Genomic DNA, 23,597 nt, shown 5'->3' with positions numbered 1-23,597 from the left:
ACTTTCACGTTGCTTTCCTCTCATGTTGCGAGAGGGATTAAGAACGGCCACGGATTTTTTGACAAACGGAAAAACTCTATCGGAACCCATAAGGAAAGCTTATGGATTAATCATTTTGCATCGCAGCAATTTTTTTAGGCAGCACCGACCATCCATTCGTTGACGGATTCGGCAACAATTTCCGTCGCCATATCGGCGATTGCACGGGCAACCGCATTGTCGCCCCGATCCTGATAGACGGAGTGAAACGTCAAGGACGGCACCGCCGGTGAAATGTCGAGAATACGCGCCTCACCGGCCCGGATAATGTCTTCGACCAGCACACGCGGCAGTGCACCCACGCCCACGCCGGCGGCAACGAGGCGTGTCATGATCGAAAGCGAATTGGAATTGTAGATACGGCTGTCGGAGAGGCCGTGCGCGTCCAGCATGGAGCGCAGCGCCTGATGCGGCTGCGAACCGGTCGAGAAGGTAAGCAACGGAAAATGTGCGATATCCTCGATGGTCAAACCGCTTTCCGGCAAGGGCAGGTCGGTCGCACCGACCCAGCAGGATTCGAAGGTGCAGAGCGCCGCGCTGTAAATTCCAGGCGCCATCACCGGCCCCATGATAAACCCGAGATCGACCTCACCGTTCTGGATGCGCTGCGAAATCTTGAGGCTGGTATCGATGGTCAGATCCAGGCTGACGCCGGGGTAATGTTCGTTCATCCGGCGGATCAGCAACGGCAGCCACGCATAGACAATCGTGTCGGCGGCACCGATGCGCACCGTACCGCGCAGCGCCTCACGGCTGCTGACCATCTGACGAAACTCGCCGGTGAGATTGACGATCTTTTCAGCATGCTGCAACGCCAGACGCCCGGCCTGCGTGAGGTTAACGCAGCGGACATCGCGTGTGAAAAGGGTCACGCCCAGCTCCCGTTCCAGAGCCGCAATGCGGTTCGAGACAGAAGCCTGTGTCGTGTGAAGGCGCTCCGCCGCAGCGGAAAAACTGCTCAGGCGCGCAGCCCAGAGAAAAGTTTCGAGGAATCTCGTATTCATCCGTGCAAGTTCTTCCCGTCCAATCCGAGCAGGGCAAGCCGATACCGACGCGTATCACTATAGATAACGCGGATGCTCGACGCCAGAAACCTGAGGTTCGCCTCACTCGCGCCGGATCGAGCGTCCGTGCAGGCCGCGAATCTTGGCTACCAGTGACGACGCTGTCGGCTTCACGCAAAGCCGACGAGGATCGCGGGGCGGCAACAACCGGGATATTCAAAACCGCCGCCTGCACGCGCATCCTGCCAGGCCGACGTTTCCTTGACCTTTCAACTCAGGATGAATCTGGCATTCGTTTTTACGTCATGGACGATTTCGGGATCGATATCGAAGACGCGCCGAATATGCTCTCTGGTCATGATCCTGCCCGGTGGCCCCTGCTCCACCAGTCTGCCCGCCTTGAACATGACGATGTGATCGGCATGCCGGGCCGCCTGGTTGATATCATGAAGCACCGCGACGACGGTCTTGTGGCGGGATTTCACCAGCATGGTTATGAGGCTCATGACTTCCGCCTGATGCGCAAGATCGAGAAACGTGGTCGGTTCATCGAGGAGAAGGATCTCCGTTTGTTGCGCGAGCGACATTGCAATCCAAGCACGCTGCCTTTGGCCGCCGGAGAGGTTCTCAAGCGGCTGTTCCCGCAGATCGGCCATGCCTGTCAGTTCGAGTGCTTCCCTGACCGCCTCCTCGTCCGCTCCGGACCAGCGCGAAAACAGACCCCGATGCGGATATCGGCCCTGGCGCACCAGATCCGATACCGTGAGCCCCTCGGGCGCGGCGGGGCCTTGCGGCAGGATAGCGATGCGTCTGGCGCTTTCGCGCGCCGTGAAACCGGCAAGCGGCTTGCCATCGAGCAACACAGTGCCAGCCTTGGGCTTGAGCAGCCCGGCACAGGCTCGCAACACCGTCGATTTGCCCGAGCCGTTGCGGCCAAGCAGAACCGTGAATGCACTCGTCGGCAGCGTAAGGTCCAGACTTTCAACGATCATTCTATTTCCGTAGCCGAGCGACAGCTTGTCGAGGCACAGGCCGGGCACCGGTTCGTTCTCATTGAGCGGCATGGCGTCGTCCCCAGAGAAGATAGCCAAGGAAAGGAGCGCCAATCAGCGCGGTAACGATGCCAGCCGGCAACTGGGCCGGGGCCATGACGGTTCGGGCGACCAGATCGGCCGCCATGAGAAGCAGCCCACCCACGAGCGCGGAAGCCGGAATCAGCCGCGCATGGCCGGCGCCCGCCATCTTCCGGGCGACATGCGGCGCGATCAGGCCGATGAAGCCGATCAGCCCGCAAGCTGCGACCGTCGCACCCGATATGGCCGTACACAGCAGGATCAGCAAAGCGCGGCCGAGATTGACGCGCTGCCCGAGGCTTGCGGCGATATCGTCGCCGAAGCGCAGGAGATCGAGCTGACGGGTGGCAAGACAGGCAAGCGCCACAGGCACGACGAGCCAGGCGACCAGAAGGCCCAATGCGCCCCAATCGGCGGCATAAACACTGCCCGCAAGCCAGATCATCAATCGCTGCACATCCGCGACGTCGGCAAAGGCAATCAGGAAACTGCAACCGGCGCCGGCGAGCGCACCGAGCGCGATACCGATCAGGACAATGCGCAGCGACGAAGTGCCGTTGCGCCAGGAAAGGATAAAGACGAACGTAGCCATCAATGTTGCGCCGGCAAAGCCTGCCAGTGGCAACAGCGCTGCCCCTGCCCCTTTCAAGCCGACGATGACAAGTCCTCCTGCAAGTGCGGCTCCGGCATTGATGCCCAGAATTCCGGGTTCTGCCAGAGGATTGCGCATCACCGCCTGGGCGATTGCACCGGCGATCCCGAGCGCCATGCCCGCGGTAAACGCCATCAACGCACGCGGCAGGCGCAGATCCAGGACGATCATGCGGGTCTGTACCGAGGCACTACCGTCAAGCAAGCTCGCCAGATCCGCCCTCGAAATCGTCTGGTCACCGAGGATCAGACTGGCGAGCAGCAGCGCTGGAACGGACAGGAGAGCGGTTGCCAACAGGATGCGACGGGACTTCATGCGCCACGCAACCGGTAACGGGCAAGCCACAGGAAGAACGGCGCGCCAATCAATGCCATCGTCACGCCAACGGGAAAATCCTGGCTGGCAAACAGGCCTCGTCCGACCGTATCTGCCATAACGAGCAGCAAGGCGCCTCCAACTGCGCTATAGGGTACGATCCAGCGATAGTCGGCGCCGATTGTCAGGCGGGCGACATGCGGCATGACGAGACCGACAAAGCCGACCGGCCCCGCAAGCGCAACGGCACTCCCGGCAAGCAGCACCACGATGACAACAGACAGAGTGCGCCATAGGAGCGGGTGCTGTCCCAGCGCGCCGGATATGTCGGAACCAAGGCTAAGTGTCGTGAACTGCCCGCGCAGGAGAAGAGCGGCCGCGAGGCCCGTTGCGATGTAGGGGGCAACAGCCAGGACCTGCCCCATTGTTCGTCCCGACAGCGACCCCACGGTCCAGAGCCTTACGGCGTCGAGCGTCGCCTGATCGAAAATCAGAATGGCCGACGTCAGCGAGGTAAGGAAGGTGCCGATCACCGCTCCCGCCAGGACAAGTTTCAACGATGTCCCTCCACGCGGACCGAGCGAACCGAGCGCATGAACCGCGAATCCGGCAATGGCTGCACCACCGAACGCATACCAGACGAGGCCATTACCATCGCCCAGCGAGCCGGTCATCTGAAGCGCCATGGCGGCGACCACGGCAAAAGCGCCACCGGCGTTAATGCCGAGCAGGCCGGGCGATGCCAGAGGATTGCCGGTCGCGGCCTGCATCACCGCACCGGCAACGGCAAGCGCCGCGCCCGCCATCGCACCGGCCAGCACACGCGGAAGCCGGAGCATGGTGACAATGAGGTGATCACGGGACCCATCGAAGGCGAAGAGCGCCTCGGCAACGGTCACGAACGAAAGCCGTGCCGTGCCCGCACCGATCGACAGCACAGCGACCAGAATGGTCATGCAAAACAGGATCGCGAGCCCGAGCACCCGCAGAGCATCTGCCTGTCCACTTCTCACGGCGCGTCCACAATGTAACGCTCGACATCGTCGAGAACACGATGGGCGGAGGCCACGCCGTAAAACCCCATCCAGGTGCCGCGATCGACCCTGTAGGCCCGCCCGGACTGTACGGCCGGCAGCATCTGCCAGAACGGATTTTTGATGGTCGCTGCCTCGAGCGCGTCATCGGGTGCCTGATCGTAGCCGCTGACGACGACATAGAGCAGGATCCTGCCGTCGAGAAGACCGATCTCCTCCCAACCCGGACGCTTGAACGCGGTGTTGTCGGTGACGGTTTCGTAAGCCGTACGCTGAACGCCCGCTTCGCGCAGCACGGCATAGGGCGCATAGGATGCCGGGCCGGAGACGTAGACGTGGAAGCCTGCCGGGGTCACACGCAGAACGGAGACCGGAAAGCTCGGAACGCGGGCGCGGATGGCCGCGACGCGCGCTTCATATCCATCGAGCAGTTTTGCCGCCGCCTCATTGCGGCCGGTCATGTCCGCAAGCACCCGCAGATGATCCTTCCAGGTCCTGACGTCGATCAGGACCGTCGGCGCGATCTTTTCGAACATGCCTTTGACCTGCGCGTGGAGCGTGGCGTCGCCGATGATCAGGTCGGGCTTCAAGGCAACGATGCGCTCAAGGCTTGGCTGCCGCGCATCGCCGATATCCGTGACCGATGCCGCTTCCGCGGCCTTGCGCAGATCCGCGTCCTGCGCTGTCGTCAACGGCGCGCCAACAATCGGCAAACCGAGTTCCAGCCCCATGCCGAGATTGTAGAACGGGTCCAGCACGACGATGCGGGAGGGCGCATCGGGCACGCAGACCGGTGCGTCGAGGATATTTTCCGATATCACCCGACCCGGACACTGCGCCGCGGCTGGCGCCGGCGAAAGGAGCATGCCCAGAATGCCAATGAAAAGGCACAACGACGTCTTCATGCCGTGAAATCCCATGAAAAGAATGGCGGGATCGATGCTCCGGGCATCGATCCCGCTTGCATGTTCAGAACCGGATCTTCAGGTTCATGCCGACACTGCGACGCTCGCCAAGCGTGGCGGCGATGTTGTTGTCGTTGTAGACGAAGTATTTCTCGTCCAGGAGGTTCTGCGCGAAAGCGTTGATCTCCCAACGCTCGGCCTTGTAGCCAGCCTGCATGTTCACGATCCAGCGGCTGTCGATATAATCGTGCGGCAGGCTGCCCAGGCGGGCCAGATAACTCGATGTGTATTTTGCGTCGGCACCGACAAAAACGCCATTGTCGAATGTGTATCGTCCGCCGAGCCCCACGGACCATTCCGGTGCCTCCGGGAATGGCAGGCCGGAGAGGTTACCGTAGGTCAGATCGTTGAAACTCTTGAACTCTGTGTGGACATAGCCGAGCGAGACAAAGGTTTCGAGATTGTCGGTGACCTTGAAAGAGGGCTCGATCTCGAAACCCCAGGCTTCCGAGGATGCGGCATTGAGGATGCGGCGCGTGAGCGGGTCGGCCGGATCGAGCTGCATCTGGACCTGTTGGTCGGAATACTTAGTGAAGAACAGGTTTGAGTTCAGTTTCAGCCGCTCGTCAAGGAAGCTGCCCTTGTAGAAAAGTTCGTATGTCGAAGCCTTTTCCGGCTCGTAGGTGTAAGCTGCCGCGCTGAGCGAACTATAGCTGGCGCCGCCCGTCCGGAAGCCTTGTGAATAGGTGATCCCGACGGTCTGGGTATCCGTCAGTTCTTTCGACAGGCCGATCTTGGGCACGAAATTGATCTCGTCGAAGGACGCACCGTAATCGGTCAGAACGGTCGTCGTACCGCCCAATGGCTGAGTGCGGACGAGATGCTGGGTGATGTCCTGATCGGTATAGTCGAGACGCCCCCCGACAGTGACCTTCCAGGTCGGCACGAACTCGTAGGATGCCTCGCCGAAGATCGCGGCATTGAAGGCTTTCTGGGTATTGTGCTGCACCTGGTTGCGGCTGATCGCCGGCGAGAGCGGAATGGTGCGATCGTAGAAGTTCTTCTCGTCCTCAAAGGCAACGTACACGCCGCCAACCCAGCTCCATCGGTCACCTTCGTAATTGAGGCGCAGTTCCTGCGAAGCGATCCATTCCTTGTAATAGCCGTGATAGGTGTTGATCTCTCCCGCCGTGCCGTAGTTCGGCGAAAAGCGATCCGTGTCGGAATAGCTGAACGCCGAAAGCGACGTCAGCTTCAACTCGTCGGTGAGTTCGTGGGTCACTTCCAGACCAACATTTTGCACATTGGTCGGCCGGTATTCGATATAGGCCGGGATCTGGTAATCGCCGCGTTCGTCTCCAAAACTGAAGCCAAGTGCGGGCCCGCCGATGTCGCGAACATAGGGATCATCGTGCGAGAACGAATAGCTCAGCAGGGCGCGCGTCTCGGGCATTTCCGCCGGCTCGAAGAGAACCTTGCCGCGGATCTGGTAATAGGTGTCATGCGTGAATTCGTTGTATCGATCGAAGCTTTCGAAAGTCGGGTAGTTGATATCGTTCTTGCTGCGCTGGAATTCCCCGGTGACACGCAGCGCAAGCACGTCTTCCACGAGCGGCGTGTTCACCATGAACGCGGTGCCGTAAAGATTGCCCGTACCGATCGTGCCGGAGACTTCGCCCTCGCGCTCGAAGACCGGGTCCTTGGTTTTGACATAGATGGCGCCGGCCATGGCAGCGCGACCGGACAGCGTCGATTGCGGACCGCGATAGACTTCGAGCTGCTCGACGTCGAACAGGCCACGGGCGCCGCGCCGGGCGCCGCGCACCGTCTGCTGGACGCCGTCGACGTAAAGCGTTGCAAGCGGAGCACCACCGGGAACAAGCCCCTCGGAATTGACGCCGCGAATAACGAAACCAGCATCGGTCCAGTCGCCATCCATCACGTTCGCCATGCGCCGGAAGCCGTCACGAATACTGCGGACCTGGCTGTCGGCGATCTGTTCCGCGGTCAGGACACCGACACTTGCCGACGTGTCTTTCAGCGTCGTCGCATTGCGCGCGCCATAAATGGTGATCGGCGCGAGAACCGTGTCGGCGGACGAGGCACCGGCAACGTCAGTCGTGACCGTCAGCACGCTGGCGATGGTGACGGTATTGCCATTGGTGAAGCGGTATTTGAGGTCCGTACCTGACAGGAGGGCCGAAACCGCCTGGGAGGCCGTCATCGAGCCACGCACCGCGCGCCCACTCGCCGAAGCCGCTGCCGTCTCGTCGAACACGACGGACAGGCCGGTGATCCGCCCGATATCGTTCATCGCCTGACGAATGGGTTTGGCCGGAATGTCGAAACTGTAGACCTGTTGTGATGCGGTTTGCGCCTGTGCGCTCGCCGCCCCGAGACTACCAACGCCCGCCGCGCCAAGTACAGTCGTCGCGAGCAGCATTGCCGCGTTGTGCCTCAATCTTCCGGAATTCATCAAACGCCCCTATTCCCTCAAATTACTGGGGAATGACGCCAGCTCTCCCACATTCGATCTGCCGTCATTCTAATGAGTTAACGGAACGCACCGGGGCCTACCCTCATTGAAAAATGAAAAAATTAACTTTTGCAGCGTCACCGGAAATCCGTTCAGGGCCTGACGATCACGAGTCGGCCGGCGACCTCGTTCATCTTGAAGCCCACCAACGACTGAACGGAGGCGAGTGCAGCATGGGGATTATCGATCGAGAAACTACCGCTGACCCGTCGTTCAGCGAGTGTGCCGGAAAGAACCACGATGCGGCCCAGACGATAGCGCTCGATCTGTCTGAGAACATCGCCGAGGCGGGCGTTATTGAAGACAAAACGCCCTTCGTGCCAGGCTGCACTTTCTTCCAGGTCGACCTTTTCCGGCTTGCCCATCCCGGATGCGCGATAAGCGACGCCTTCTCCCGGAGCAAGGACCACACGCTGTGATGCCGTCGCGCCGGTGACCTGCAAACTACCATTCTCGAGCACCACCGACACGCCGTCATCGTGCATGGCGACATCGAAGGTCGTACCGAGAACCCGGGCCTCGCCGTCGCCGGCCTTGACGACAAAGGGAATGTCCGAGTGCGTAACGGTAAAGAACGCGGTTCCACGCAGGAGGCGGACACGTCTCTCGGACGCGCCGAGATCGACGTCGATGGCGGTGTCGGCATCCAGCAGAACGGTCGACCCATCCTGCAAATCGATCAAGCGCCGTTCGCCACGCGCACTCACATAGTCGGCCTGCCAGTCCTGCAAAAGGGTCGGTCTCTCCAGCCATATCCACGAGCCCGCCAGAAAGGCGCACAGACAGAGCCCGACGATTCCGCCGGTTTTCCCTGACGTTTTCGTCTCCCGCATCCGCCGGACATTCTCCAGATGACGGGAAAGCGCCTGCTCTTCCTCACGCGCGACATCAGCACCCGGCCCTCCTGCCGACGACCAGAGCGCACGAAGTTCATCATAGGCCCGTTCGTGGATAGGATCGGCCTTCAACCAGGTCTTGAAATGGTTGCGGTCGGTACGCGACGGCTTGCCGTTCATCCGGGTGAACCAGGCGATCGCCTCGGCTTCGACGCCCGATCGTTTGTCGTCCGCCTTTTTATTGTCCGCCATGGCCGTCCATCACTTTCCGCCAACTAAGCGCAAGCACCGTATCAAGTGTCCTCATTCAGGATGATAACGGGCCACCAGATGAAACACCCTCATGCCGGGAGCGTTATTTGAAGCCTTCTCGGCAGGCAACCAGAGCTTTCGCCATTTCGCGCTCCACCATGATGTAGGTCAGGCCCATCGTGGCGGCGATTTCCTGATAGGTGCAACCATGAACGCGATTCAAAAGAAAGATATGACGGGTCCGCTCCGGCAAATGTCGAATGATGGCGTCGAGATGACGGATACCGTCCTGGGCTTCAACAATCTGAAGGGGGGTGGCGACCGGCGCGGCATATTGGTCGGCCGTGATCTTCTCCGCGAGGCTCTGGTGACGTTTCTCCACGCGCAGTTGATCGATCGCCGAGTTGCTGGCGCAACGGCTGAGATAGGAAGGCGTCAGGACAACGTGTTCCTTTGCCTTTTCCCAGATACGCGTAAAAACGTCCTGAACCACGTCGGAAGCCTGAACAGGGCCGACTTTCCGGGTGACCATGCGTTCGAGCCGTCGGCGCTCCGAATTGTAGAGCCTCTCGATTTCGCTGGATCTGCTTGTCCCCATTTCGACCACGCAACGCTCATGTCCCAAAATCCATTTGATCACATATGCTAAAACTGGAATTAAAAAATCAAGTTAAATTCCGCATTCACCAGGTTTCCGAGCACGCTGTTGCCGTGAAACATCATCGTCACGTTCGCTGTCCGGCCGCGAGCCGCGCGACGTGTTTGCGCATTGTCTCAAGCAGTTCGGCGTCACGCGTCTCCGGCTTTTTCAGAACACAGGTCGAGCATAATGCGCCCTCCACCACGGTATAATACCGACAACAGCCGCCTCTTGCCCGAAACGTCCAGGAACCGAGCGGCTTTCGATGATCGTCATGCAAGGTCAGGTCGAAGAAATGCAGTTGCTTGTTATAGAGGGGAGAACCGGCTTGCTTCACGACGCGCATGGCGTCTGCCCGCGCCTGATCCATTTGGCCAAGCAGCCGCCCCACCTCCAGCCATCGACCGGCAACGGCATCTGCGACCAATCTCCACAAAGCCGGCCGTGCGAGACCGGCTCTCTTGAACAGACCGTCGACCAGCGGCGAGAGATGCCTCTCGATCTCAATCCGGTACCTGTCGCAAAGTTCCTCGCGGCTGCACAGCAGTGTCGCATCGCGATGACGGCCAGACGCTGGCCGATCGGTCGAAAACCGGGAGGAAAGGTAGCGGATATCGGCGCGACGAACCTTGTGCATCTCGCCATCGTGTTCTTGGTTATCGGTGAAAATCCGCAATGCGATCTGTTCCGGAGCAAGGTCGGGAACAATGCCTGACTGGGCAACGAGCGGGATCGTCGCAAACATAAGTACATAGCAGTAATCGATTATCATCAACGCCGCGCAGGTCTTGTCATCCATATGACTGTGATACGAGCGCTCATACGCCAGGAAGTCATCGATAGCCTTGGCGTCATCAAAAAATGCGCACGCCGTCGTCCAGCCTGCTTCGATCTTTCCATATTCCACACGAAATTCATGATGGAAAGAACCTTGGCAATCCAGCGCCTCTTTCAAAGGATGACTAACGTGATCGGCAAAATCCAAAGTGCTGCCCCAGCCCGCTGAACGCCTCACCGAACCACAGTCCCGGGCGGCAAGTTCATTCATGACATAATGTATCCATACGAATAACGTCTGGCGAAGCGCGTTGCCCTCACGAAAGGCAAAACTTTATCCGGACAGCGCCCTTCCTCTCAATGACGGGGCACCGGCTTGACAGGCTGCTTCGATTTGCCGTGATCCGTCTCGAAGACAGCGTTCAAATACGTGATCTGGCGAGGGGCCAAAAATATGAACCGCCCGGAGACAATCTCCGGGCGGCTTTTCCTTGTTCTGAGCAGAACGCGTTATTCCGGCAGCGCGTAAGCGATCACATAATCGCCGCGATCCAGAGACTGGCGAGCGCCACCTGCGGAAATCACCACGTACTGCTTACCGGTCTTCGGCGACTTGAAGGTCATCGGGCCACCCTGGCTGCCGACCGGCAGACGGGCCTTCCATGCTTCTTCGCCGGTAGCGGAGTTGTAGGCGCGCAGGTAGTAATCCTGCGTGCCGGCGATGAACACCAGACCGCCCTGGGTGGCAAGCGTGCCGCCAAGCGTCGGCATGCCGATCGGAATAGGCATGCCCATCTTGATGCCGAGCGGGCCCTGATCCATCACCGTGCCAACCGGCACCTGCCAGACAATCTTCTGCGTTTTCATATCCACCGCGGTCAGCGTACCGAACGGAGGCTTCTGGCAGGGGATGCCCGCAGCAGACAGGAAGCGATCCTTCAAAACCGCGTAGGGCGTCCCCTTCATCGGCACGAGGCCCATGCCGGTATTGACGCTCTCACCGCCGTTCGACGTCTTGTTCGACGGCGCTGCATCCTGCATCTTCACCCACAGGCCAACACGCATATCGTTGACGAAGATAAGGTTGTTGACCGGATCAGTGGAAAGGCCGCCCCAGTTCATGCCGCCCAGCGAGCCGGGGAAGGCCAACGAGGTGTCGGTGCCCGGCGCCGTGTAAAGCCCCTCATAGCGCATCGACTTGAAGGCGATGCGGCAAAGAAGCTGGTCAAACGGCGTAGCGCCCCACATATCCGCTTCGGTCAAGGGACCCGTTCCGATCTGCGGCATGCCGACCGAAAGCGGCTGCGTCAGCGAATAGGGCTCGTTCGGAATGTTGGCGGGCTTGACCGGGATTTCCTTGACCTCTGTCAGCGGCTGACCGGTTTGGCGGTCCAGCACGTAGAGCTGACCGGCCTTGGTGCCGAACACCAGCGCCGGAACCTTGCTGCCATCCGCCTTCGGGAAATCGACGAAGGAAGGCTGCATGGGCACATCGAAGTCCCAGAGGTCGTTGTGAACGGTCTGGTAGACCCACTTTTCACGGCCCGTCGTGGCATCGAGCGCCAGCATGGATGCGCCATACTTGTGATCGAGTGCCGTGCGGGTCGCGCCATAAAGATCAACCGAAGGGCTGCCGACCGGCATGAAGACCGTGTTGGAAGCCGGATCATAGGACATGGCCGCCCAGACGTTCGGGGTCGAACGCGTATAGCTCTGGCCCGGGGGCGGAAGCTTGGTGATCTCGGGGTTGCCCGGGTCAAATGCCCAGCGCAGTTCGCCCGTGATCACGTCGAAGCCGCGCATGACACCGCCAGGCATATCCACCTGCACGTTGTCGGCAATTCGACCACCGACAACAACCGTGGTGCCGGCAAGGGTCGGCGCGGATGTCAGCACATATTGCGGATCAGGCGCATCGCCCATGCCGACCTTCAGATCAACCCGGCCATTCTGGCCGAAATCCGGGCAAAAAGCGCCGGTGTCGGCGTCGAGCGCGATCAGCTCGGCCTGGATGGTGTTCATCAGGATACGGCGCTGGCAAAGCGCGCCGGGTGCGACGGCGACATCGGTAACCGGCGTGGAGCCCGGTACGGTCGGCTGCTCCAGCGAGCGGGTCGCGTCAAAATAGGCAAGGCCGCGGCAACGCATCCAGACGGAGGATTTGGCGTTGATGTCTGCCTTCCAGATCTGCTTGCCGCTGTCGATGTCCACTGCGATGACATTGTTGTGCGGCGTGCAGATGAACAGCTTCTCGCCGACCTGCAGCGGCGTTTCCTGGTCTTCCGCGCCGTTGTTGCCGGGGCTGATCGGCGTATCGCCGGTGTGGAAGGTCCAGGCGACGGTCAGGTTTTTGACATTGTCCGCGTTGATCTGATCGAGCGCGGCAAAGCGGCTGCCGCCCGAGGTGTTACCGTAATGCTCCCAGTTCTTCTGCTCGTCCTCGGGCTTGACCGGCGTACGGGCAATCGGCGTGCCAGCAAAGGGAACGGAGGGGTGCGGCAGGAACATTCCGGCCACACCCGCAGCCGATGCAAGTGCGGTGATAGCGGCAAGGCCAAGCGCCGCGCCGTAATGGGGTGCAAGACCCTGCGCCTTGCGCAGCAGCGGCAGCGATGCCAGCGTGACGGTGCAGCCGATGCCGAAGGCGAGCAGGCGCGAGATCAGCGGCCAGAATTCAAGATTGGCATCCCACACCGCCCAGATGGCAGTCAGGACCGTGACGATGACGAAGAGGACGCCACCTGCAGGGCGACGGATGAGCACGAGGACGCCGGAAAGAACAACGGCGACGCCCGTGATGGCGAAATACCAGCTGCCACCGAGCGAAACGAGCTTCGTGCCCCCGACGGCCAGAAAAAGACCGGCAAGAATAAGCACGGCGCCCAGCAGGATCAGCCAGGCCTTGGCGATCGCTGAGATAGAGCCCTTCTGTTGAGCCATAAAACTACTCCTTTGAAAGCCGATCGAAACGACAAACAAGGAACGGTTGCCTCAACCCGAAAGAAGATTCGCACTGTCGATGGCTCATTGTCGTCCGGCTAGGAAATATGTGGAAGATTCCGTTATTTGGAACCGTCCAGGCGGATTTTTATTGTTTGATCACCGGATATGGCGCCCTCCCTCACGCGATAGCCGGAGGCAATCTTGCCTGCTTGCCTTATCGGCCACTGCCACAAATTTGACAAGTATCAAAAAATCATCCGCTGATGCGGGCAAGAGAGCCGGTGATGACCGGCAATGCTTTTGATGAGCGACTTCGCTAAGCAGACTGTCGGTCCAAATGGCGTCATTTTCAGGGCGAGGTGGCCTTGGGGACCGGTCGCTGGTAGCGCCGCTTTGAGGCTACTGCGACCGTGAACAGATGACGGACGGATGAGACATCCCCGTTGATCATTCGGCGAATTATCGTTGGGTTGAGCGCTCTCACAAAGGTTTTCACATGCGCGTGCAGGCCCACGACACCAAGTGCCGCAACTGCGAGCATATTGCTCCCGTTTGATACGCCAGTGTGAAAGCCACCCAACAGGAAGGACCGGCCGACGGGCCGGTCCCTTGATGGGATTTCTTGGTCGGAAACCCTATGCAGGCCGCTCCTCACCCGCATTCGGTCGCCATGTGATCAGCTTCTTTTCTGCGACATCGAGGATGAGATCGATGATGAGAACGAAGATCGCCAGGATGATGATGCCTGCGAAGACGCCGACAGCATCGAAATTACCTTCAGAGCGGGCAATCAGGTAGCCGAGACCGGCGGACGCACCGAGATATTCGCCGATGATCGCGCCGACCACTGCAAAGCCGACGGAGGTGCGCAGTGACGACAGGATCCAGCTGGCAGCAGCCGGGAAGTAGACGTGGCGCAGCAGATCCGAGCGCTTGGCGCCAAGGATGCGGGTATTCGACAGCACGACCGGGTTCACTTCGCGCACACCCTGCATCGCATTGAAGAAGGTGACGAAGAAGACGAGCGTGACGGCCAGCGCAACCTTCGACCACAGGCCAAGACCGAGCCAGAGAACGAAGATCGGAGCCAGAACGACGCGCGGAATGGCGTTCACTGCCTTGATGAACGGATCGAGCACGCGGGCAACAAAGGGGCTGAGACCAAGCCAGACGCCGGCGCCGACGCCCAGACCCGTGCCGATGATGTAACCAAGCACCGTTTCGCTGAGGGTAATGCCGACATGCTTGTAAAAGCCGGTATCAGCGACCCAGGCGATCACCTGCTTGACGATGTCATAAGGAGCCGGGAAGAAGAACCGGTCGATGGCACCGGAGGTAACGCCAAGCTGCCATCCACCCAGAAGCACGACCAGGAGAACAACCTGGATGATACGAATATTAACGGCTTGCATAGCTTTTCTCCACTTCGCCACGCAGGGACGCCCAGATATCGCGATAGAGCGTCATGAATTTGGAATCGAGCTTGATTTCGGCGACGTTGCGGGGCCGTTCGAGATCGACAGGGAAGCTTTCGATGACGCGGCTCTTCGGGCCGGCAGCGAGAACTACGACACGGTCTCCGAGCGCGATCGCCTCTTCCAGATCGTGGGTGATCATGACCACCGCACGGCGGTCTTCCTGCCACAGACGCAGCAGTTCATTCTGCATCAGGTGGCGGGTATGGATATCCAGCGCGGAGAAGGGTTCATCCATCAGGATGACCTTCGGCTCGGTGATCAGGGCCTGCGCCATCTGCACGCGCTTGCGCTGTCCGCCCGAAAGCTGATGCGGGAAGCGGTCTCCGAAGCCTTTCAGGCCGACCTTTTCAAGCCAGACTGTCACCTTGGCGCGCCGCTCCTCTTCAGGGACGCCGCGGAACATGAGGCCGAGTTCGACGTTCTGAAACGCCGTTTTCCAGGGCAGAAGCGCGTCCTGCTGGAAAAGATAGCCGATGTTGTTCTGCACGCCCTGAACGGTCGTGCCATCGATAGACACCTTGCCCTGTGCGGGCTTCAACAGGCCAGCAATGGCGTTGAGAATGGTGGATTTTCCGCACCCGGTCGGACCGACGATGGAAAGAAACTCTCCATCACCGACTTTCAGGTTGACGTTCTGGACGGCGACGAACGCACCGAACGCCATGGTGACATCATCGATGGCAACCATCGGCTGGGGTTTAAGTTCCGTCACGGGCTCTAGCTTTCTCACTGGCGAAGACATCGCAAATCCTCAGTTTCCGGCCTTCGAGGCAGCAACCTCGACGAACTTGTTGGTGTAGGTGGTGTTGAGATCGATCGTCGCTTTGGCAACGGCCTCGTTGAAGCTCTTCAGAACGGCCAGCGGCGTTTGCAGGTCGGCAGGCTCGAACTTGCCGTCTTCGGAGAAGATGGCCTTGGCGGCCTCAACGGCCTTGATGTAGGTCTGCTTGTCGCCGGAGACGTAATCATCGGGAAGCTTTTCCACGATCTCTTCGGCGGAGTGCTGCTTCATCCAGTGCAGCGCGCGAACCGTCGCATTGGTGACCTTCTGGATCACTTCGGGATTGGCATTGATGTAATCCTGCGTGGCGTAAAGGACGGAGGTCGGATAGATCCCGCCATAGACATCCTTGGCACCCTGATCGCTACGGGCATCGATGAGGATCTTGCCCAGCCCACGCTCCACGACGATGGTTGCGGCAGGGTCGTAGTTGACGAGCAGATCGATCTTGCCCTGCTGCAGGGCAGCCACGGCGGCAGCACCCGAACCGACACCGATGATGGAAATGTCGTTGTCGCTGAGATTGTGCTGCTTCATGTAGTAACGGATGAAGAAGTCAGAGGAAGAGCCCGGCGACGTGATGCCGACCTTCTTGCCCTTGATCGTTTCCGGCTTGGCCGGGTCGAAGTCGGTGTCGTTCTTCCCGGCGAGGACAAGGCCGGAATTGCGGGCGAGCTGCACGAAGCCGACCACATGCTTGTTCTGCGACTGCATCTGGATCGTGTGATCGTAGAAGCCGACAGCGACGTCGGTGGAACCGGCAACCAGCGCCTGCAGCACCTTGGACCCGCCCTGGGCGAAGTTCTCGGTCGTCACATCGAGCCCCTCATCCTTGTAGAAGCCGAGGCTGGCAGCGACAGGGAACGGCAGGTTGTTGAGATTGTAGGAACCTACGCTCATTCTGACGGATTCGGCATTGGCGGATGCTGCCAGCGCACACAGCGCTGCGGTTGCAAGCAAATATTTACGCATAAGGGTCTCCTCCCCGTTTCGTGATTGTGAAAGTATTGTCGTCTAGGCGGCGTCTTCAATTGCAGCGATTGGCTTGGCGAAGGCGAAGCCTTCGAAAAGTCTCCGGGCAGTCCTCACAAGCCCGGCGGTGACTGCACCGTTTCGTATTTCAAGCTGCACGTCGAGGCATCCCGCAGGATGTTCGATGCGGATCTGGGTTGGTACGGAAAGACGTCCCGCCAGGTCATAGACAATGGAGCCTTCGGTAACGGCCGCAGTTGCGATGCCGACAGCGCCAGTCGTAGCCAGGGCGGGATGACAATCGTTCGGCATGAAATACCGGACCGAAAGAGTACCGCCTTTGCGCGCCGGTGCAACGAGCACAGGCTTTGGAATAACCATGTCGGTCACGTCGCCCATGCCCATCAGCTTGCCGGCTTCAGCGCGGATGCGACCCATGCGCTCGATAAGGGCGCGGTTGGCGGTGAGCGCCTGCGGCTCCTCATAACCCGTCACGCCAAGATCGGCGGCGCGCATCATCACCATCGGAATGGCGCAATCGATGGCCGTTACCGCCACGCCGTCTATCATGTCGACGGCTTTGCCGGTGGGCAGCAGCTTGCCGGTTTTTGCACCGGCGGCATCCATGAACGTCAGGGCAATGGGCGCCGCAAGGCCCGGCACACCATCGATCGAAGCGTCACCGAGATAGATCACCTCACGGCCGCGTGTCGGCACCTTCGCCTCGATCAGCTTGCCGGTATTGACGTTATGAATGCGCACCAGCGTGTCGTTACCCTGAGCCTCAACGAGCCCAGCCTCAATCGCAAAGGGACCGACCGCTGCCAGCATGTTCCCGCAATTGGGCGAATAATCAACATATTGCCGGTCGGTACGAACCTGGGCGAAAAGATAGTCGATATCAGCGCCCTTGACGGACGAAGGACCGATGATCGCCACTTTGGACGTTACGGGATTGCCGCCGCCAATGCCGTCGATCTGCAGAGGATGCCCCGACCCCATGATGGACAGAAGAGCAGCATCCCGTTCAGCTTGATCACGGGGAAGATCGGATGCCAGAAAGAACGGCCCACGAGATGTTCCGCCGCGCATCAGCACACAGGGTATCTTGAGTAGATCATTCATGTGGGTAACCTCAATCTTGCATAAGGCGGATCAATGCGCCGTGTTGTTGCAATATGAGGAAAGAAGTATAATCTGTTAAATGCAATGTTCGGAGGTATTATTGCGAAATGAGCATCAATTGCGAAATTCTCGACCTGAGGGCTTTTCAAGCTGTGGTTGAGCTGGAAAGCTTCCACAGAGCCGCCGACGCATTACACATTTCGCAACCGGCGCTCACCCGCCGCATCCAGAAACTGGAGCAGGCCATCGGGGCCCCGCTTCTGGAACGGACAACACGCCACGTGGCTCCCACAGCCATGGGGCAGGAGGTCATGCCGCTCGTTCGGCGCATGCTGGAGGAATTTGACGGATCCCTTTTTGCCATGAAGGACGGCGCGCAACGGCGAGGGCTTATCACCATGGCCTGCGTGCCCACGGCCGCTTTCTACTTTCTTCCCACCGTCATCAGGACCTTTAGCCAGCAATATCCCCACATCAGACTGCGAATCAGAGACCTTACGGCCAATGAGGGTCTGCAGGCGGTTGCGAGGGGCGAGGTCGAGTTCGGCATAAACCTGATGGGCAATTCCGATCCCGAGCTTTCATTCGAACCGCTCATCGATGACCCGTTCGTGCTGGCAATGCGAAAAGATCATCCCCTGGCGGCATTCGAAACAATCGAGTGGAACCAGTTGGCGGCCTACCCGCTGGTTGTCGTCGACCGCTCGAGCGGCAACAGGACGCTTCTTGACAGCGCGCTCGCGAAACACAATCTCAAATTGTCATGGTTCTATGAGGTCACGCACCTCAACACATCGCTGGGCCTCGTGGAGGCCGGACTTGGGATATCGGTTCTGCCGCGATTGGCCACGCCGCAGGATGACCATCCTTTCCTTGTGACGCGACCGATCGTAGATCCTGTCGTGTCCCGAACGATCGGCATCGTACAAAGGCGGAGCAGCGTCCTGTCTCCTGCCGCCGAAAAGTTCGTGGAAATGCTGTTGAAGACCTGGAAGAATCCTTAACCCCAACCCCGGCGCACCGGCCCTGATATCCCGCGCAGCCTGACAGACCCCATGTGGCCGTGTCCTCCTGTTCGAGAACAACAGGCCTTCTGGCCGGGAGCAAGCCGGCGACGGGAACGAAGGAGCCGCCGTAATAAACCGACCGTACTTCCCTGGGCAAGACGGTTGAGCGCCGACCGCGCTCGACATAGCCCTCAAAGTCGCGGAAGCCATAGCGCTTTTCGCGCTCCTGGTGGAAGGGAGCGGCAACTTCGGTCACCAAAAGCGTCCTGCCCCGCCTGACCGCAGAAACTCGTCAGCCGGGCTGATTCTGGCTGACCTGCGACAGGAGCCACTGCTGGAACAGATCAGCGATCTGGTTTGTGCGTTTTTCCTCGGGCCGGACTACATAATAGGCATTCTCCGTCGACATGGGCGCGTCGAGGACCGGCACGAGCACTCCGGCCTGAAGTTCATCCTCGATGAGATAGGTTGGGAGCAACGCGACGCCCAATCCGGAAATGGCCGCCGCGGTCAGCATCGAAAACTGGTCGAAGCGAAGGCCGGCATATGCATTTTCGAGAGGCTGCGCCCAACATTGGGACCAGTCGGACCACAATTTGGGACGTGTCGTGAGGTGCAGGAGCGGTGCTGTGTGCAGAAAGTCGATTTCCCCGCACGCAATCCGCTCGGCAAGCGCCGGGCTTGTTGTCGGCAGCACCGTTTCATTGCAAAGAAACGCGGTCACGCCCCCCGCCCAGGCGGACTGGCCGAAATGAATGGCAAGATCGAAGCTGTCTTCGGAGAAACTGAAAGGTTTCGAGCGGGACTCGACTGTTATCGCGATATCCGGATGTTGGGAGATGAAGGACTTCAGCCGTGGGACGAGCCATTTCGCCCCGAAGGTCGGCAATGTCGCGATCCTCAGCGATCCTTTCATCTGGCCGGAAGCCACGGCGCCAATCATCAGCCGCTCGGAGCGGACGAGCAGGTCCCTGACATCCGACAGCAGCCGCCGGCCGGCGTCGGAGAGAATGACACGGCGCCTGATCCGCTCGAATAGCTGAACGCCCGTCTGTTGTTCCAGCTCTGCAATCTGCCGGCTGACCGCGCTCTGGGTCAGATTGAGTTCCTCTGCGGCGCGCGAGAAATTCTGATGGCGCGCCGCACACTCGAAGGCCTGCAGATTGACGATGTCCGGGACGAGGCTTCTCTTCACATCTATTCCATTTCGGCATCAAGTTAGCCCGATGTCTCACAACATGGGCGACGGTTACCCGTCTATAGTGCGCATCAAGAATAATATCGCATTCTCCGTCGGGAGTAATTACCATGACTGAATATGTCTCCTCCAGCGAAATCCGTACGGCTTTCTCAAGCGCGATGTCAGCAATGTATCGCGACGAGGTGCCGGCCTACGGGACGTTGATGACGCTGGTCTCGAAGGTCAACGCAGAGACCCTCGCTGCAAATCCGGAACTGAAGGGCCGCCTGACCGCGACCGACAATCTCGAGCGCATATCCGAGGAGCGCCACGGCGCCATCCGGCTTGGCACCGCTGACGAGCTGGCGATGATGCGCCGGGTCTTCGCGGTCATGGGCATGTATCCCGTCGGCTATTACGACCTCTCGACAGCAGGGGTTCCGGTCCATTCGACCGCGTTTCGCCCGGTCGGTGACGAGGCGCTCAAGCGCAATCCCTTCCGTGTATTCACTTCACTCCTGCGTCTGGACCTGATTGCCGATGAAGGACTTCGCGAAGAGGCCGAGCGCATTCTTGCCAAGCGCAAGATCTTTACCGATGGTGCGATCGAGCTGACGGAGAAGGCCGAAAAGAACGGCGGACTTTCCGCAGCGGACGCAAACCGCTTCGTTGCTGAAGTGCTCGAGACATTTCGCTGGCATGACAAGGCGAGCGTTGACGCCTCGATGTACCACCGTCTGCATGACGCCCATCGCCTGATTGCTGACGTCGTTTCCTTCAAGGGGCCGCATATCAATCACCTCACGCCCCGCACCCTCGACATCAACAAAGTTCAGGCCCTGATGCCGGAATACGGCATTGCTCCGAAGGCCGTCGTCGAAGGGCCGCCGGCTCGCGAATGCCCGATCCTGCTTCGCCAGACCTCCTTCAAGGCCCTCGAGGAAGCGGTGTCTTTCCCCGATGCCGGAGGATCGTTCGAGACAGGATCCCATACCGCGCGTTTCGGCGAGATCGAGCAGCGCGGTATCGCGCTCACGCCAAAAGGCCGGGCTCTCTACGACAAATTGCTGGATGACTGCCGCAAGCGCGTCCGGCCTGCCGCCGATGGATCGAACGCGAAGGAATATGAAGAAGCGCTCGCTCTGTCCTTTACGGATTTTCCCGACACATGGGCTGCCATCCGCTCGCAAAAGCTGGGCTACTTCAGCTATTCGCTGACCGGCAAGGCGCCGGCGTCGTCCGGCACGGATCTTGAGGATCTCATTTCCCAGGACGTCGTCCAGTTCGACCCGATCGTGTACGAGGATTTCCTTCCGGTCAGTGCGGCGGGCATCTTCCAATCGAACCTCGGCGACAGCGCCCAGCAGGAGTTTGTCGCCAGCCCCAACCAGAAGCGCTTTGAAGCTGACCTCGGTTCGGAGGTTCTCAACGAGTTCGCCCATTACGCCGGCATTGAAGAAGCATCGATCGACGCATGTCTTGCGACCCTCGCAACCAGAGCGGCTGCCCGGTGACTGCTGAACCGGCCCAATCCGATATCCGACCAGGAGTCCCCAAATGAACATCTCTGCCACCCCCAAGTCCGTTGCCGCCGAAGCGGCCCAGATCCTTGAACGCCTCGGCGTCGAACCGTCCCTCTACACGGGCGGCACCCTTGCCGCGTTTTCGCCGGTAACGGGGGAACAGACCGGAGATCTCAAGGTTGTGACTTCCGAGGATGCGGCAAAGGCCATCGACGCTGCCGACAAGGCATTTCGCGAGTGGCGGCTGGTTCCGGCACCGAAGCGCGGCGAACTCGTCAGGTTGCTCGGCGAGGAACTTCGCGCCGCAAAGGCCGACCTTGGTCGTCTGGTTTCCATCGAGGCCGGCAAGATCCCGTCCGAAGGGCTCGGTGAAGTCCAGGAAATGATCGACATCTGTGATTTTGCTGTTGGCCTCTCGCGTCAGCTCTACGGTCTGACCATCGCGACCGAGCGTCCCGGCCACCGCATGATGGAAACGTGGCATCCCCTCGGCGTCATCGGCGTGATCTCCGCCTTCAACTTCCCGGTCGCCGTATGGGCTTGGAACGCCGCGCTCGCACTCGTCTGCGGCAACAGCGTCGTCTGGAAGCCCTCGGAAAAGACGCCGTTGACCGCACTCGCCGCTCACGCCGTGCTGGACCGCGCCATCAAGCGTTTCGGCGATGCCCCGGCCAATCTTTCGCAGGTGCTGATCGGCGACCGCGCCGTTGGTGAAGTCCTGGTCGATCACACGAAGGTTCCGCTGGTCTCGGCCACCGGCTCGACACGGATGGGACGCGATGTCGGCCCGCGTCTCGCCAGGCGCTTCGCCCGCGCCATCCTTGAGCTTGGCGGCAATAACGGCGGCATCGTATGCCCGTCGGCCGACCTCGACATGGCACTGCGCGCCATCGCATTCGGTGCGATGGGTACCGCCGGACAACGCTGCACGACGCTGCGCCGTCTCTTCGTCCATGAAAGCGTTTACGATCAGCTCGTTCCGCGCCTGAAGAAAGCCTATGCGAGCGTGTCCGTCGGCAATCCGCTCGACGGTTCGGCATTGGTCGGCCCGCTGATCGACAAGCTTGCCTTCGATGGCATGCAGAAGGCACTGGCCGAGGCGAAAAAACACGGTGGCTCCGTCCACGGCGGTGAACGCGTCGATTGCGGCACGGCGGAATCCTTTTACGTCAAGCCGGCGCTCGTCGAAATGCCGAAGCACGAGGGTCCGGTTCTGGAAGAGACCTTCGCTCCGATCCTCTATGTCATGAAGTACAGCGACTTTGACGCGGTTCTTCAGGATCACAATGCGGTCGGTGCCGGCCTTTCCTCATCGATCTTCACGCTCGATATGCGCGAAGCCGAGCGCTTCGTATCGGCTGACGGTTCCGATTGCGGCATCGCCAACGTGAACATCGGAACCTCGGGCGCTGAGATCGGTGGTGCTTTCGGTGGTGAAAAGGAAACCGGTGGCGGTCGCGAGTCCGGCTCCGATGCCTGGCGGGCCTATATGCGCCGCGCTACCAACACCATCAACTATTCGAAGTCGCTGCCGCTTGCACAGGGTGTCTCCTTCGACATCGACTGAGGCTGGACGCTCAGGATTGTATCCACGAAAGCTGAAGAGGCGGGTTTCCGGCCCGCCTCTTCAGCAAACGCCGGCTGAAACACCCCGAGTGCCGGGCATGTGTGACACCAAAAAGCCCACCCGGGAAACCGGATGGGCTTTTTGGTGTCACCGTTCCGGGGAGAACGGTGACCGGTAAAGAGGCGCGTCGGGGGAATGCCGCGCATCTTGCCTTGTCTTTCACTTGGCGGAAGCAAGGGCCGCATTCATGCGCTCGCGCGCCTTGGGCGGCAGCTTGGCGGCGCTGAAGGCCTCGAGATTGGCCGGGGCGCCATCACCCACGACGATGGCAGCGACCATACCCATGCCCAGATGCGGCGTGCATTTCACACCATAGGCGCCTGCCTTGTCGAAGGTGACCTTGACGGTTTCGTTGAGGGCGCCCTTGAACCTGGTGGCTCCTTCCGGCGCCAGGCCATCGATCGATTCAACACTGTGGCCCTTGTCGGTCGGGATGAAAGTGACGCTGTCGCCCGCGGCAATCTTCAGCCCGGCGGGTTCGAACACCATCGCACCGTCCTTGCCCTTGTTGAGCATGTGGACTTCGAAATCGGCGGCCGCAACGGGACCCGCCATGGCAAGAACAGCGGCAGCGAGAAGGGCGTGGCGGATTTTCATGTTCGTTCTCCTGATGGCGGGAACATCCCGTTCCCTTTGCAGGAGGATATACAGCCGACAGCCGGCGGCTTCTTTGTCGGTTCGCAAAGAGCGCAGCGATCCGTCAGGAGTTGTCCCGACGGGTTCTGGCGAGCGCCTCAAGGCCGGTCACATCGCATACGAGCAGCTTTTGCCGCCCGCCTTCGACCAGCCCCTTCGCCTCCCAGGCGCTGAAAATGCGAGAGACGGTGTGCAGCGTCGTGCCGGTCATTTCGGCGATATCCTGGCGGGAGATCGGGAAATCGATGCGGATGCCGTCGGC

General features: G+C 60.1%; 20 protein-coding genes. 3 read left to right on the top strand and 17 right to left on the bottom strand.

Annotation, left to right across the window (positions count from 1 at the left end; all coding sequences use genetic code 11):
* Positions 1-134 precede the first annotated feature (134 nt).
* The 14 genes from GGQ66_RS18705 to GGQ66_RS18640 form a co-directional block, all read right to left on the bottom strand.
* Positions 135-1,043 (bottom strand): LysR family transcriptional regulator, encoded by a 909-nt coding sequence (locus GGQ66_RS18705; RefSeq protein WP_183794473.1) that lies wholly within the window; start codon positions 1,041-1,043, stop codon positions 135-137.
* Between the two features lie 269 nt (positions 1,044-1,312).
* Positions 1,313-2,107 carry an ABC transporter ATP-binding protein gene (locus tag GGQ66_RS18700; RefSeq protein WP_183794471.1) on the bottom strand — a complete coding sequence of 265 codons (795 nt, stop codon included), beginning with the start codon at positions 2,105-2,107 and terminating at the stop codon, positions 1,313-1,315.
* Positions 2,094-3,083, bottom strand: coding sequence for a FecCD family ABC transporter permease (locus GGQ66_RS18695; protein WP_183794469.1), 990 nt, complete (start codon positions 3,081-3,083; stop codon positions 2,094-2,096). The genes GGQ66_RS18700 and GGQ66_RS18695 overlap by 14 nt, the downstream gene beginning before the upstream one ends.
* Positions 3,080-4,039: a FecCD family ABC transporter permease gene (locus tag GGQ66_RS18690; protein WP_183794603.1), complete on the bottom strand. Its 960-nt coding sequence runs from the start codon at positions 4,037-4,039 to the stop codon at positions 3,080-3,082. The genes GGQ66_RS18695 and GGQ66_RS18690 overlap by 4 nt, the downstream gene beginning before the upstream one ends.
* A gap of 53 nt (positions 4,040-4,092) precedes the next feature.
* A complete protein-coding gene (locus GGQ66_RS18685; protein WP_183794467.1) occupies positions 4,093-5,022 on the bottom strand; it encodes an iron-siderophore ABC transporter substrate-binding protein in 930 nt (309 codons plus the stop codon).
* 64 nt (positions 5,023-5,086) lie between these two features.
* A complete protein-coding gene (locus GGQ66_RS18680; protein WP_183794465.1) occupies positions 5,087-7,498 on the bottom strand; it encodes a TonB-dependent receptor in 2,412 nt (803 codons plus the stop codon).
* A gap of 152 nt (positions 7,499-7,650) precedes the next feature.
* Entirely contained in the window at positions 7,651-8,646 is a 996-nt protein-coding gene (locus GGQ66_RS18675; RefSeq protein ID WP_183794463.1) for a FecR family protein, read from the bottom strand.
* Positions 8,647-8,749: 103 nt separating this feature from the next.
* Positions 8,750-9,244 carry an RNA polymerase sigma factor gene (locus GGQ66_RS18670; protein ID WP_237358993.1) on the bottom strand — a complete coding sequence of 165 codons (495 nt, stop codon included), beginning with the start codon at positions 9,242-9,244 and terminating at the stop codon, positions 8,750-8,752.
* Between the two features lie 127 nt (positions 9,245-9,371).
* On the bottom strand, positions 9,372-10,334 hold the full coding sequence (locus GGQ66_RS18665; RefSeq protein WP_183794459.1) for a ferric iron reductase: 963 nt from the start codon (positions 10,332-10,334) through the stop codon (positions 9,372-9,374).
* Positions 10,335-10,573: 239 nt separating this feature from the next.
* Complete coding sequence (locus GGQ66_RS18660; RefSeq protein ID WP_183794457.1) at positions 10,574-13,003, bottom strand: glucose/quinate/shikimate family membrane-bound PQQ-dependent dehydrogenase; 2,430 nt, start codon at positions 13,001-13,003, stop codon at positions 10,574-10,576.
* Positions 13,004-13,641: 638 nt separating this feature from the next.
* The gene (locus GGQ66_RS18655) at positions 13,642-14,418 is read right to left on the bottom strand and encodes an ABC transporter permease (RefSeq protein WP_183794454.1); all 777 of its coding nucleotides are present in this window, start codon (positions 14,416-14,418) and stop codon (positions 13,642-13,644) included.
* Positions 14,405-15,172, bottom strand: a complete 768-nt coding sequence (locus tag GGQ66_RS18650; protein WP_370686390.1) for an ABC transporter ATP-binding protein — start codon at positions 15,170-15,172, stop codon at positions 14,405-14,407. Before GGQ66_RS18650 ends, GGQ66_RS18655 begins: the two co-directional genes overlap by 14 nt.
* A 63-nt stretch (positions 15,173-15,235) precedes the next feature.
* Positions 15,236-16,237, bottom strand: coding sequence for an ABC transporter substrate-binding protein (locus GGQ66_RS18645; protein WP_183794450.1), 1,002 nt, complete (start codon positions 16,235-16,237; stop codon positions 15,236-15,238).
* Positions 16,238-16,279: 42 nt separating this feature from the next.
* On the bottom strand, positions 16,280-17,362 hold the full coding sequence (locus GGQ66_RS18640) for a 4-oxalomesaconate tautomerase (protein ID WP_183794448.1): 1,083 nt from the start codon (positions 17,360-17,362) through the stop codon (positions 16,280-16,282).
* Between the two features lie 107 nt (positions 17,363-17,469).
* Here GGQ66_RS18640 and GGQ66_RS18635 point away from each other — a divergent pair, with 107 nt between their 5' ends.
* Positions 17,470-18,366, top strand: coding sequence for a LysR family transcriptional regulator (locus tag GGQ66_RS18635; RefSeq protein WP_183794446.1), 897 nt, complete (start codon positions 17,470-17,472; stop codon positions 18,364-18,366).
* Positions 18,367-18,661: 295 nt separating this feature from the next.
* On the opposite strand, the gene GGQ66_RS18630 is transcribed toward GGQ66_RS18635, so the two are convergent.
* On the bottom strand, positions 18,662-19,570 hold the full coding sequence (locus tag GGQ66_RS18630) for a LysR substrate-binding domain-containing protein (RefSeq protein ID WP_183794601.1): 909 nt from the start codon (positions 19,568-19,570) through the stop codon (positions 18,662-18,664).
* Positions 19,571-19,671: 101 nt separating this feature from the next.
* Here GGQ66_RS18630 and hglS point away from each other — a divergent pair, with 101 nt between their 5' ends.
* Positions 19,672-21,063 carry a 2-oxoadipate dioxygenase/decarboxylase HglS gene (hglS, locus tag GGQ66_RS18625; protein WP_370686389.1) on the top strand — a complete coding sequence of 464 codons (1,392 nt, stop codon included), beginning with the start codon at positions 19,672-19,674 and terminating at the stop codon, positions 21,061-21,063.
* Positions 21,064-21,106: 43 nt separating this feature from the next.
* Positions 21,107-22,639 carry an L-piperidine-6-carboxylate dehydrogenase gene (gene amaB / locus GGQ66_RS18620; protein ID WP_183794442.1) on the top strand — a complete coding sequence of 511 codons (1,533 nt, stop codon included), beginning with the start codon at positions 21,107-21,109 and terminating at the stop codon, positions 22,637-22,639.
* Positions 22,640-22,858: 219 nt separating this feature from the next.
* On the opposite strand, the gene GGQ66_RS18615 is transcribed toward amaB, so the two are convergent.
* Together GGQ66_RS18615 and GGQ66_RS18610 are read right to left on the bottom strand one after the other, a co-directional pair.
* Entirely contained in the window at positions 22,859-23,296 is a 438-nt protein-coding gene (locus GGQ66_RS18615) for a pseudoazurin (RefSeq protein ID WP_183794440.1), read from the bottom strand.
* Between the two features lie 103 nt (positions 23,297-23,399).
* A partial coding sequence (locus GGQ66_RS18610) for a Crp/Fnr family transcriptional regulator (RefSeq protein ID WP_183794438.1) occupies positions 23,400-23,597 on the bottom strand: 198 nt, incomplete at its 5' end.

This window comes from Allorhizobium borbori, from assembly GCF_014196535.1.
Taxonomy (GTDB): domain Bacteria; phylum Pseudomonadota; class Alphaproteobacteria; order Rhizobiales; family Rhizobiaceae; genus Ectorhizobium; species Ectorhizobium borbori.
This window is presented reverse-complemented; position numbering and strand designations above follow the sequence as displayed.